2 protein-coding genes (1 of these 2 running past the window's edge) are annotated in these 13,884 nt (G+C 75.7%); both read left to right on the top strand.

Going from position 1 to position 13,884, the window contains the following annotated elements; genetic code table 11:
* The first annotated feature begins 223 nt into the window (after nucleotides 1-223).
* On the top strand, nucleotides 224-1,285 hold the full coding sequence (locus tag ACLIN4_RS01350) for a GDP-mannose 4,6-dehydratase (protein ID WP_107479932.1): 1,062 nt from the start codon (nucleotides 224-226) through the stop codon (nucleotides 1,283-1,285).
* A 431-nt stretch (nucleotides 1,286-1,716) separates the two neighbouring features.
* Nucleotides 1,717-13,884 carry the beginning of a type I polyketide synthase gene (locus ACLIN4_RS01345; RefSeq protein ID WP_411575401.1) on the top strand. The gene runs 16,689 nt beyond the window's last position, so 12,168 of the gene's 28,857 nt are visible here — the first part of the coding sequence; it begins with the start codon at nucleotides 1,717-1,719; its stop codon lies off the right edge, out of view.

The raw sequence follows: 13,884 nt of genomic DNA, 5'->3' as shown, positions 1-13,884 counted from the left end.
GCGGGACGGGGCCCCGAGCCCCGGGGGATATGCCGGTTGCCTCGGCGTTGCGACCCGTTTCGTCCGCACGGGACGGGCGGAAAGACTCGCAAATTCCTTAGCCTCGCCCGTGCTTGCATGGCTGCGACGAGGACGGCTCGTGCAGGGGGTGTCGACCGGTCCGCCCCACGGGCGCGGATTTCCGCCCGACCGCGTCCTCACCGTGGCGGTGGAAAGAGGGAACATGACCAAGCGCGCACTCATCACCGGAATCACCGGACAGGACGGGTCGTACCTGGCGGAGCACCTCCTCGGCCTGGGCTACCAGGTGTGGGGGCTCTGCCGGGGGCAGGCCAACCCCCGCAAGGACCGGATCGCCAAGCTGATCCCCGAGCTGTCCTTCGTGGACGGCGACCTCATGGACCAGGGCAGCCTGGTGTCGGCCGTGGACCTGGTCCAGCCCGACGAGGTCTACAACCTGGGAGCGATCTCGTTCGTCCCCATGTCCTGGCAGCAGCCCGAGCTGGTCACCGAGGTGAACGGCCTCGGTGTGCTGCGGATGCTGGAGGCCGTGCGGATGGTGTCGGGCCTGAGCAAGTCCTCCGGGGGTGCGAGCCGCGGCCAGATCCGCTTCTACCAGGCGTCGTCCTCCGAGATGTTCGGCAAGGTGGCGGAGAGCCCGCAGCGGGAGACCACCTTCCTGCACCCGCGCAGCCCGTACGGTGTCGCCAAGACGTTCGGCCACTACATCACGCGCAACTACCGGGAGTCGTACGGGATGTACGGCGTCTCGGGCATCCTGTTCAACCACGAGTCGCCGCGACGCGGGGCCGAGTTCGTGACCCGCAAGATCTCCCTGGCGGTCGCGCAGATCAAGTTGGGACTGCTGGACAAGCTCAGCCTCGGCAACCTCGACGCCGAGCGCGACTGGGGCTTCGCCGGCGACTACGTCCGCGCCATGCACCTGATGCTCCAGCAGGAGGAGCCCGGGGACTACGTGGTGGGCACCGGCACCATGCACAAGGTCAGCGACGCGGCACGCATCGCCTTCGAGCACGTCGGCCTCGACTGGCGGGATTACGTGGTCGTCGACCCCGGACTCGTCCGCCCCGCCGAGGTGGAGACTCTCTGCGCGGATTCCGGCAACGCCCGCCGGGAGCTGGGCTGGAAGCCCGAGGTCGACTTCGAGGAACTGATGCGCATGATGGTCGAGTCCGACCTGCGCCAGGCCTCCCGGGAGCGGGACTACAGCCGTCTGCTCGCCACCGGAGCCTCCGGTCCCTCCGGACTCCTGGGCAACTGGTAGACCCGGCGACGGGTCCCTGCCGTCCCGTCGGCGGTCCCTGCCGTCCCCGCGGCCGAGCATCGACGACCGCCCTCACACACTAGGGATTTCCAGAGCGGGCGCCGTCGCAGACTGTGCCCATGGTCAGCGGAACAGTGTGCTCTGCACGCGCACGGGGCGTGTGCCGCGGAGGAACGGTCCGGGCCCTGCCCGTCCCGCCGCGCGCCGGGGGACCGTCACCGGGGTGCCCCGCGCGACGTGACATCCGACCCGCCCCCGCGGGCGCGTGAGACACCGAGCCGGGCGGACCGCCGCCGCGGTCGTGTCCCCGGTCGCCCTCCCTCCCTCGGGCACGCCCGACCCCCCGGCGCCGTACGGCCGCCCGGGACGTCCGCCGTCCACGTCGGACCGCCAGCCGTCCGCCGGTCTTCTTCCAGATGGGTTGCGTTGAAATGGACAAGGAACAGAAGCTCCGGGACTACCTCCGCCGGGCCAGCGCCGACCTGAAGCGCTCGCGGGAGCGGGTGGGCGAGCTGGAGGCGGCGGCCACCGAGCCCATCGCGATCGTCGGGATGAGCTGTCGCTACCCGGGTGGCGTCAGCAGCCCCGAGGACCTGTGGCGGATGCTGGAGGCCGGTGAGGACGGCATCACCGGCATGCCCGCCGACCGCGGCTGGGAGACCGCCCTCGGCGACGGGCCGGCGGACTTCGCGGGCGGCTTCCTGCACGACGCGCCCGCCTTCGACCCGGACTTCTTCGGCATCTCGCCCCGCGAGGCGCTGTCCATGGACCCGCAGCAGCGGCTCCTGCTCGAAACCGGCTGGGAGGCGTTCGAACGGGCCGGCATCGACCCCGCAGGGGTGCGCGGCAGCCGTACCGGCATGTTCGTCGGCGCCATGCCGCAGGACTACCGCGTGGGCCCCGACGACGACGTGCAGGGCTTCCAGCTCACCGGAAACGCCACCAGCATCCTGTCCGGCCGCCTCTCCTACTTCTTCGGTGCCGTCGGTCCCGCCGTGACCGTCGACACCGCCTGCTCCTCCTCACTGGTGGCGGTGCACCTGGCGGCTCAGTCGCTGCGCGCGGGGGAGTGCACCCTCGCCCTGGCCGCAGGCGTCACCGTGATGGCGAGCCCCACCACCTTCGTCGAGTTCGCCCGGCAGGGCGGCCTGGCCGGCGACGGCCGCTGCAAGTCCTTCGCCGACGCCGCCGACGGCACCGGCTGGTCCGAGGGCGTCGGCGTGCTCGTCCTCGAACGGCTCTCCGAGGCCCGCCGCAACGGCCACCACGTCCTCGCCGTGGTCCGCGGCTCCGCCGTCAACCAGGACGGCGCCTCCAACGGCCTCACCGCCCCCAACGGCCCCTCCCAGCGGCGCGTCATCGAATCCGCCCTGGTCAACGCCCGGCTGACCGCCGCCGACGTCGACGTGGTCGAGGCCCATGGCACCGGCACCGTCCTCGGTGACCCCGTCGAGGCGCAGGCCCTCCTCGCCACCTACGGCCAGGGACGCGATCCCGAACGCCCGCTGCTGCTGGGGTCGGTGAAGTCCAACATCAGCCACACCCAGGCCGCCGCCGGCATCGCCGGCATCATCAAGACGGTCATGGCGATGCGCCACGAGCTGCTGCCCCGCACCCTGCACGTGGACCGGCCCTCCAGCCACGTCGACTGGACCGAGGGCGCCGTCCGGCTGCTCACCGAGCCGGTTCCCTGGCCGCGCCGGAACGGCGCACCCCGCCGGGCGGGCATCTCCTCCTTCGGCCTGTCCGGCACCAACGCGCACACCATCGTCGAGGAGGCCCCGGCCGAGCGGTCCGCCGACGCCGACGACGAGGGCGAGTCCGCTCCCGCCGTCGAGCCCGGCCCACTGCCCTGGCTGCTGTCCGGCCGCACCCCCGAGGCGCTGCGCGCCCAGGCCACCCGGCTCCTCGACCACCTGGCCGCCCGGCCGGGACCGCGCGCCCTGGACGTGTCCCACGCCCTGGCCACCACCCGCTCCGCCTTCGAGCACCGGGCCGCGTTCACCGCCACCGACCGGGACACCGCCGTCGCCGCTCTCACCGCGCTGGCCGCGGGGGAGGACGCCCCCGGCCTGCGCACCCACCAGCCGCGCGGCCGTACCAGACTCGCCGTGCTCTTCTCCGGCCAGGGATCCCAGCGACCGGGCATGGGACGTGAACTGTACGCCCGCTTCCCGGCCTTCGCCCGCGCCCTCGACGAGGTGCTGGGCCACCTCGACGCCGGCCTCGACCGCCCGCTGCGCCCCCTGATGTTCGCCGAGGAGGGCAGCGCCGAGGCGGCCCTGCTCGATCGCACCGCGTACGCGCAGCCCGCCCTGTTCGCCCTCGAAGTGGCCCTCTACCGGCTCGTCGAGTCCTTCGGCGTCACCCCGGACCACCTCGCCGGCCACTCCGTCGGGGAGATTACCGCCGCCCACGTGGCCGGGGTGTTCTCCCTGGAGGACGCCTGCACCCTGGTCCTCGCGCGCGGCCGGCTCATGCAGGCGCTGCCCGAGGGCGGCGCCATGGCCTCCCTGGAGGCCACCGAGGACGAGGTCGCGCCGCTCCTGGCCGCACACCCCGGGCAGGTCTCCGTCGCCGCCGTCAACGGCCCTCGGGCCGTGGTCGTCGCCGGTGAGCGCGGTGCGGTCGAGGACGTCAGCTCGCGCGTCGCCGCCCTGGGACGCCGCACCCGCCGGCTGCGGGTTTCGCACGCCTTCCACTCGCCGCTCATGGAGCCCATGCTGGAGGAGTTCCGGGCGGTCGTCGCCGGACTCTCCCCGCAGGCCCCCACCGTCCCGGTCGTCACCAACCTGACCGGCGCGCCCGCCACCCTGGAGCAGCTGACCTCCGCCGACCACTGGACCGACCACGTCCGGGAGGCGGTGCGCTTCGCCGACGGTGTCTCCTGGCTCGCCGGCCACGGCACCGGCCTGTTCCTCGAAATCGGCCCCGACGCCACGCTCGCCGCCCTCACCCGCACCGTCCTGGACGACCAGGGACACGACCGGGCCGCCGTGCTGCCGACGCTGCGCAAGGACCGCCCCGAGGCCGCCGCGCTCACCGAGGCCGCCACCGGTCTGTATCTGCGGGGCACCCCCGTGCGCTGGAAGGGCTGGTTCGAGGGGACCGGCGCCGCCCGCGCCGACCTGCCCACCTACGCCTTCCAGCACCGCCGCTTCTGGCCCAAGGGAGTCGCCGGACTCCCCGGCGACCTGCGGTCCGCGGGACTCGGCGCCGCCCACCACCCGCTGCTCGCCGCCGCCGTCACCCTCGCCAACTCCGACGGCCTGCTCCTCACCGGCCGTCTGTCGGCGCGCACCCACCCCTGGCTCGCCGACCACGCCGTGCGCGGCACCGTGCTGCTGGCCGGCACCGCGTTCCTGGAACTGGCCGTGCGCGCCGGCGACGAGGTCGGCTGCGAGCGGGTCGAGGACCTCACCCTGGCCGCGCCGCTCGCCCTGCCCGAGGACGGCGGGGTCCAGCTCCAGGTGTGGATCGGCAGCCCCGACGAGACCGGCCGCCGCCCCCTGAGCCTGTACTCCCGCCCCGACGGCGAGGAGGACCGGCCCTGGACACAGCACGCCGAGGGCACCCTCGCCCCCGGCGCCCACGCCGCGCCGGAGACGGAGGAGTTCGACGCCACCGTCTGGCCGCCCGCCGGTGCCGAGCCCGTCGCGCTCGACGGCTTCTACGACGGTCTGGCCGACGCCGGGTTCTCCTACGGCCCCGCGTTCCGCGGCCTGCGCGCCGTCTGGCGGCGCGGCGAGGAGACCTTCGCCGAGGTCGCCCTCGACGCCGGACCGGCCGGCGACGCCCCCTCCTTCGGCCTCCACCCCGCGCTGCTCGACGCCGCCCTGCACGCCACCGCGCTCGCTCCGCTGGGCGAGGACGCCCGCGGCGGGCTGCCCTTCGCCTGGCAGGACGTGACCCTGCACGCGAGCGGCGCCGCCGAGGCCCGGGTCCGCATCACTCCGGCCGGTGACGACGCCGTCGCCGTGGCCCTCGCCGACACCACCGGCGCGCCCGTCGCCTCGGTCGGCTCCCTGGTGCTGCGCTCCGCCCCCGACGCCCGGGGAGCCGCCGCCTCCGCCCTGGAACGCGACGCCCTGTTCGCCCTCGACTGGGTACGCCTGCCCGGCTCCGCGGGGGAACCCCTCACCGATACCGTCGGCCTGCTCGGCGCCGACCCGTACCACCTGGGCGACGCCCTGTCGGCCGCCGGAACACCGGTCGACGCCCTCACCGGGGACGCCCCCGCCCTCGGCGCCGGCACGCCCGAGCTGGTGCTCGCCTGCGTCACGGGCGCCGGCGACGACGTCCCGGCCGCGGTGCACACGCTCACCGCACGCGTCCTCGCCCGGCTCCAGGAATGGCTCGCCGCGGACACCCCGCGGGGCTCCCGCCTGGTGTTCGTCACCCGGGGCGCGGTCCCCGCGGGCGGCGACGGCGTCACCGACCCCGCCGCCGCGGCCGTCTGGGGCCTGGTGCGCGCCGCCCAGACCGAACACCCGGGCCGCTTCGGCCTGATCGACCTCGACCCCGCCGCCGCCGTGGGCGAGGCGCCCGCCGCCCTCGCCGCCGCCCTGTCCGCCGACGAACCGCAGACCGCCCTCCGCGACGGCACGGTGCTCGGCGCCCGCCTCACCCGTGTCCGCCCCGGCGACCGTGACACCGCCGTGCCCTGGGACCCCGAGGGCACCGTCGTCGTCACCGGCGGCACCGGCGGCCTGGGCGCCGTACTCGCCCGCCACCTGGTCGCCGAACACGGCGTACGGCACCTGCTGCTCGCCGGACGCCGCGGCCCCGACGCCCCCGGCGCCGCCGAACTCTCCGCCGAACTGAGGGAGTCCGGGGCCGAGGTGACCCTCGTGGCCTGCGACGTGAGCGACCCGGAAGCGGTGCGGCGGCTGTTCGCCTCCGTGCCCGCGGACCACCCCGTCACCGGCGTCGTGCACACCGCGGGCACCCTCGACGACGGCCTCGTCGAGTCCCTCACCGAGGAGCGCCTGACCGCCGTCCTGCGCCCCAAGGCGGACGCCGTCTGGCACCTGCACCAGGCCACCCGCGACCTGGACCTCGCCGCGTTCGTGGTGTTCTCCTCCCTCGCCGGCACCACCGGCGCCCCCGCCCAGGCCAACTACGCCGCGGGCAACGCCTTCCTGGACGCCGTGGCCCGCCTGCGCCGGGACGCGGGCCTGCCCGGACTCTCCCTGGCCTGGGGCCCCTGGGCGCCCACCGGCGGCATGACGGGAGAGCTGTCCGAGCAGGACCTGGAGCGCATGTCCCGCTCCGGCACGCCCCCGCTCACCACCGAGCAGGGCCTCGCCCTCTTCGACGCCGCCCTCACCGTGCCCCGCGCCGCCGTCGTCCCCGCCCGCCTCGACCTCGCCGTCCTGCGCGGTCACGGCGAGGTGCCGCCCCTGCTGCGCGGCCTGATCCGCACCCGGACCCGCCGCACCGTGCGCACCGGTTCCGAGGCGGCCCTCAACCTGGCCCAGCGCCTGTCCCGGCTCGACGAAGAGGCCCGCGCCGAGGCCGTCGTCGATCTGGTCCGCACCCAGACGGCCACCGTGCTCGGGCACGCCTCCGCACACGACATCGACCCCGAACGGCCCTTCCAGGACCTGGGCTTCGACTCGCTGACCGCCGTCGAACTGCGCAACCGGCTTGCCGCGGCCACCGGCCTGCGCACCTCGGCGACCGTCACCTTCGACTACCCGACCGTCGCCGCCCTCGCCGGCCACCTCCTGCGGGAACTCACCGACACCGCGCCCGAGACCGCCGCACCCGACGCCGGCCCGCCCGCCCGCGCCACCGCCGACGACCCGATCGTCGTCGTCGGCATGAGCTGCCGCTACCCCGGCGGCGTCACCTCCCCCGACGACCTGTGGCGCCTGGTCACCGAGGGCACCGACGCCATCGGCGGACTGCCCGTCAACCGCGGCTGGGACCTCGACCACCTCTACCACCCCGACCCGGACCACCCCGGCACCTCCTACGCCCGTCACGGCGGCTTCCTGCACGACGCGGGCGAGTTCGACGCCGGCTTCTTCGGCATGAGCCCGCGCGAGGCGCTCGCCACCGACTCCCAGCAGCGCCTCCTGCTGGAGGCCTCCTGGACGGCCGTCGAGCACGCCGGGATCGACCCGGTGTCCCTGCGCGGCAGCCGGACCGGCGTCTTCGCCGGCGTCATGTACAGCGACTACTCGGCGACACTCGCCGACGAGCGCTTCGAGGGCCACCAGGGCAGCGGCACCGCCCCGAGCATCGCCTCCGGCCGCGTCTCCTACGCCCTGGGCCTGGAGGGCCCGGCGGTCACCGTCGACACCGCCTGCTCCTCCTCCCTGGTCGCGATGCACTTCGCGATGCAGGCGCTGCGCGCGGGGGAGTGCTCGCTGGCCCTGGCCGGTGGTGTCACCGTGATGTCCACCCCGACCTCCCTGATCGAGTTCTCCCGCCAGCGCGGCCTGTCGCCCGACGGCCGCTGCAAGGCATTCTCCGACGAGGCCGACGGCGTGGGCTGGTCCGAGGGCGTCGGCGTGCTGGTCCTGGAGCGGCTGTCCGACGCCCGCCGCAACGGCCACCGCGTCCTCGCCGTCGTCCGGGGCTCCGCCGTCAACCAGGACGGCGCCTCCAACGGACTGACCGCCCCGAACGGGCCGTCCCAGCAGCGCGTCATCCGCCAGGCCCTGTCCGCCGCCGGCCTGACCACGGCCGACATCGACGCCGTCGAGGGCCACGGCACCGGCACCCCCCTCGGCGACCCCATCGAGGCGCAGGCCCTGCTCGCCACCTACGGCCAGGACCGCGACCCCGAGCGGCCCCTGCTGCTCGGCTCCATCAAGTCGAACATCGGCCACACCCAGGCCGCCGCCGGCGTCGCCGGCGTCATCAAGATGATCCAGGCGATGCGCCACGGCGAGCTGCCGCGCACCCTGCACGCCGGCGCACCCTCCCGGCACGTCGACTGGGAATCGGGCGCGGTCGCCCTGGTCCACGAGCACACCCCCTGGCCCGAGACCGGCCGCCCGCGCCGTGCCGCCGTCTCCTCCTTCGGCATCAGCGGCACCAACGCCCACGTCGTCCTCGAACAGGGCGAGCCCGCGAAGGCCCCGGAGACCCTCGATGCCGGCGGCACCGCCGCCGCGGCCGTCCTGCCCTGGACCCTGTCCGGCCGCACCCGCCCCGCGCTGCGCGCCCAGGCCGCCCGCCTCCTCGCCCACCTCGACGCCCGCCCCGACGACGCCCCCGCCGACGTCACCCTCTCGCTGGCCACCACCCGCCCGGCGTTCGAGCAGCGCGCCGTCGTCGTCGGCACCGCCGAGGACGCCCGCCGCGCCCTGGCCGCGCTGGCCGCCGACCGCACCGACCCGGCACTGGTCCTCGGCGAGACGGGCGGCGCCGGCCGCACCGCCCTGCTCTTCACCGGCCAGGGCAGCCAGCGCCCCGGCACCGGCCGTGAACTGTACGAGCGCCACCCGGTGTTCGCCGAGGCACTCGACGAGGTCGTCGCCCGCCTCGACCCGCTGCTCCTCGACGCCCCCGCCGGCACCCCGCACGGCTCCCTGAAGGACGTCCTGTTTGCCGAGGAGGGCACCCCCGGCGCCGCCGCCCTGTACGAGACCGGCTGGACCCAGCCCGCCCTGTTCGCGCTGGAGACCGCCCTCTACCGGCTCGTCCGCTCCTGGGGCGTGCGACCCGGCGTGCTGCTCGGTCACTCCATCGGCGGGATCAGCGCCGCCCACGCCGCGGGTGTCCTCTCCCTGGACGACGCCTGCGCCCTGGTCGCCGCCCGCGCCCGCCTCATGCAGGCCCTGCCCGAGGGGGGCGCCATGTGGTCCCTCCAGGCGTCCGAGGAGGAGGTGCTGCCGCTCCTGGCGGGCCTGGAGGACCGCGTCTCCCTGGCCGCCGTCAACGGGCCCTCGGCCGTCGTCGTCTCCGGTGACGAGGAGCCCGCCGGGCGCATCGCCGCCCACTTCGCCGAACGGGGCCGCACCACCCGCCGCCTGCGGGTCAGCCACGCCTTCCACTCGCCCCGCACGGACGCCGTCCTGGACGCCTTCCGCGAGGTCGCCGAGGGCCTCACCTATCACCGGCCCACCGTGCCCGTCGTCTGCGACCTCACCGGCCGCCCGGCGGAGGGCGACGACCTGCGCACCGCCGCGTACTGGGTGCGGCACGCGCGGTCCACCGTCCGGTTCGCCGACGCGGTGCGCGCCGCCCACGAGGCGGGGGCCGCCACCTTCCTCGAGATCGGCCCCGGCGGCTCCCTGTGCGCCGCCGCCCAGGACACCCTCGGCGACGACTCCGACGCCGACGCCGTCCCGCTGCTGCGCACCGGCCGCCCGGAGGACGAGTCCGCCCTCACCGCCCTCGCCCGCCTGCACGTGCGCGGCGTCCGCGTCGACTGGGCCGCCGTCCACCGGGGCACCGGCGCCACCACCGTCGACCTGCCCACGTACGCCTTCCAGCACGAGACGTACTGGCCGGACACCACCGCGCCCACCGCCCGCCGCGGCGCCGCCGGAGCCACCGACCCGGCCGACGCCGCACTGTGGACCGCCGTCGAGTCCGGCGACGCCGCCGGGCTGGCCGGGCTGCTCGGCCTGCGCGACGAGGAGCACGCCTCCCTCTACGCGCTGCTGCCGTCCCTGTCGTCCTGGCGGCGCGCCCGCCAGGAACGTGCCGTCCTCGACGCCGCCCGCTACCGGGTCGCCTGGCACCCCGCCGCCACCGGGGGCGCCCCCGTCCTCGACGGCACCTGGCTCGCCGTCACCACCGCCCCCTCCCGCCCCGACGGGGACCCCGCTCCCGGCTCACCCGCCGACGAGGCCGCGGAGGTCCTCGACGCCCTGCGCGGCCACGGAGCCGTCGTCCGACGCCTCGTCCTGGACGAGACCCACCTCGACCGCGATCGCCTCGCCGAGACCCTGCGCGCCGCCGTCGAGACCGCGGCCGCCGACGGCGGTACGGGCGTCAGCGGCGTCCTCTCCCTGCTGCCGCTCGGCGACCCGGCCCACCCCGAAGACGGGTTGCCCACCGGCTTCGCCCTCGGCGTCGTCCTCGCCCAGGCCCTGGGCGACACCGGCGTCACCGCCCCGCTGTGGACGGTGACCCGCGGCGCCGTCACCACCGGCCCCGGCGACCCCCTGACCCACCCCGCCCGGGCCGCCGCCTGGGGCCTGGGCCGGGCAGCCGCCCTGGAGCGGCCCGAGCAGTGGAGCGGCCTGGTCGACCTGCCGCAGGTCCTCGACGCCCCGGCCGTCCAGCGCCTGGTGAGCGTCCTCGCCACCCACGAGGGCGAGGACCAGCTCGCCGTGCGCGCCGACGGCACCCTCGCCCGCCGCGTCGTACGCTACCCGGGCGACGACCTGCCCCGCGAGGACGAGTTCACGGCCTTCGGCACCGTCCTGATCACCGGCGGCACCGGCGGCCTCGGCGCCGAGACCGCCCGCTGGCTGGCCCGTTCCGGCGCCACCCACCTGATCCTCACCGGCCGCCGCGGCGGTGAAGCCCCCGGCGCCGTCGAACTCCGCGCCGAACTGGAGGAACTCGGCGCCCGGGTCACCCTCGTCGCCTGCGACGCCGCCGACCGCGGCGCGCTGGCCGCGGTGCTCGACGGCGTACCCGACGACGCGCCCCTCACCGGTGTGGTGCACGCGGCCGGCGTCGGCCAGTCCGCGCCGCTGACCGCCACCCCGCTGGACGAGGTCGCCGCGACGATGGCCGCCAAGACCCTCGGCGCCGCCCACCTCGACGCCCTGCTCGGCGACCGCGACCTGGACTTCTTCGTCCTGGTCTCCTCCGTCGCCGGCGTGTGGGGCAGCGCGGGACAGAGCGCCTACGCCGCCGCCAACGCCTACCTCGACGCACTCGCCGAGAACCGCCGCTCCCGCGGCCTCACCGCCACCTCCGTCGCCTGGGGCCCCTGGGCCGAGGTCGGCATGGCCAGCGCCCACCGCTCGGTCTCCGAGGGCATCGAGCGCACCGGACTGCGGCTCCTGCGGCCGGACACCGCCATGACCGAGCTGCGCCGCGCCGTCGTACGCGGCGAGAGCGCCGTCACCGTCGCCGACGTCGACTGGGAGCAGTATCACCCCGTCTTCACCGCCGCCCGCGCCGGCCGCCTGTTCGACGCGATCGACACCGTCGCCGCCCTGCGCGCCCCCGCCGCCCCGGGCGCCTCCGGCACGGCCGCCGAGCTGGCCGGCCGGCTCGGCGGCCTCACCGCCGAGGAGCAGGAGCGGCTGCTGCTCGATCTGGTGCGCTCCGAGGCCGCCGTCGTCCTCGGCCACACCTCCGCCGAGGGCGTGCCCGCCAAACGTGCCTTCCGGGACGCCGGCTTCGACTCGCTGACCGCGGTGGAACTGCGCAAGCGACTCGCCGCGCTCACCGGGCTCACCCTGCCCACCACCCTGGTCTTCGACTACCCCAACCCCGTCGCCCTCGCCCGCCACCTGCGCGGCGAACTCCTGGGCGGCGCCGAGTCCGCCACCGCGCCCGCCACCGCCGGCGCCACCGACGAGCCCATCGCCATCATCGGCATGAGCTGCCGCTTCCCCGGCGGCGTCCGCTCCGCCGACGCCTTCTGGCGGCTGGTCGCCGACAGCACCGACGCCATCTCCGAGTTCCCCGGCAACCGCGGCTGGGACGCCGACGCCCTGTACGACCCCGACCCCGACCGGCCCGGCACCACGTACTCCACGCGGGGCGGCTTCCTGCACGACGCGGGCGAGTTCGACGCCGGCTTCTTCGGTATCTCGCCGCGCGAGGCCCTGGCGATGGACCCGCAGCAGCGCCTGCTCCTGGAGACCACCTGGGAGGCGTTCGAGCACGCCGGCATCGACCCCGCCTCGGTGCACTCCACTCCCACCGGCACCTTCATCGGCTCCACCTACCAGGACTACGGCGTCGGCATGGACGACGGCTCCGCGGGACACGTCGTCACCGGCTCCAGCCCCAGCGTCCTGTCCGGCCGCCTCGCCTACACCTTCGGCCTGGAAGGCCCGGCCGTCACCGTCGACACCGCCTGCTCCTCCTCCCTGGTCGCACTGCACCTGGCCTGCCAGTCGCTGCGCAACGGCGAGTCCACCCTCGCCCTGGCCGGCGGCGCCACCGTCATGACCAACCCGATGCCGTTCATCGCCTTCAGCCGGCAGCGGGCCCTCGCCCGGGACGGCCGCTGCAAGGCCTTCTCCGAGGGCGCCGACGGCATGACCCTCGCCGAGGGCATCGGCGTGCTCGTCCTGGAACGGCTCTCCGACGCCCGCCGCAACGGGCACGAGATCCTCGCCGTCGTCCGGGGCTCGGCCATCAACCAGGACGGCGCCTCCAACGGCCTGACCGCCCCCAACGGCCCCTCCCAGGTCCGCGTCATCCGCCAGGCCCTGCGCGCCGCCGGCCTGACCACGGCCGACATCGACGCCGTCGAGGCCCACGGCACCGGCACCGCCCTCGGCGACCCCATCGAGGCCCAGGCCCTGCTCGCCACTTACGGCCAGGACCGCGACCCCGAGCACCCGCTGCTGCTCGGCTCGGTGAAGTCCAACATCGGCCACACCCAGTCCGCCGCGGGCGTCGCCGGCGTCATCAAGATGGTCCAGGCCATGCGCCACGGCGAACTGCCGCGCACCCTGCACGCCGACGAACCCTCCAGCCACATCGACTGGTCCGGCGGCACCGTCCGCCTGATCACCGAGAACACCGGGTGGAGCCGGACCGACCGCCCCCTGCGCTGCGCCGTCTCCTCCTTCGGCATCAGCGGCACCAACGCGCACGCCGTCCTGGAACAGGCACCGCCGGCCCAGGAGCCCGCGACCGCCCCCGAACCCGCCCTGCCGGCGGGCGGCACCCTGCCCTGGATCCTGTCCGCCGCCGCCCCCGCCGCCCTGCGCGAACAGGCCGCCAACCTCGCCGCACACGTCACCATCGGCGCCGCGCCGCACCCCAGCGACGTCGGCCACACCCTGATCACCGCCCGCTCCGTCCTGGAGCACCGCGCCGTCGCCCTCGGCTCCGATCTCACCGAACTCGCCGACGCCCTCCACGCGTTCGGCGCCGGCGAACCCACCGCCCGGGTCGTCCAGGGCACCGCCGACACCGACGGGCGCACCGTGTTCGTCTTCCCCGGCCAGGGCTCCCAGTGGGCCGGCATGGGTGCCGAACTCCTCGACGCCTCACCCGTCTTCGCCGAACGCTTCCACGAGTGCGCCGCCGCCCTGGCCGCGTACACCGACTGGTCCCTCACCGACGTGATCCGCCAGGCGGACGGCGCCCCCTCCCTGGACCGGGTCGACGTCGTCCAGCCCGCCACCTGGGCCGTGATGGTCTCCCTCGCGCGGCTGTGGCAGGCCCACGGCGTCACCCCCGACGCCGTGATCGGCCACTCCCAGGGCGAGATAGCCGCCGCCGTCGTGTCCGGCGCCCTCTCCCTGGAGGACGGCGCCCGCGTCGTCGCCCTGCGCTCCCGGGCCATCGGCCGCGTCCTCGCCGGAGCGGGCGGAATGATGTCCGTCCAGGTGTCCGCCGCCGAGGCCGAGGAGTACCTGGCCCCGTACGACGGCGCTGTGTCCGTCGCCGCCGTCAACGGGCCGCGCTCGGTGGTCCTCGCCGGCACC

This window comes from Streptomyces mutabilis (assembly GCF_046628145.1).
GTDB classification, from domain to species: Bacteria; Actinomycetota; Actinomycetes; order Streptomycetales; family Streptomycetaceae; genus Streptomyces; species Streptomyces mutabilis.
Note: the sequence above shows the minus strand (reverse complement) of the source record. Positions and strands in the feature narration are given on the sequence as shown.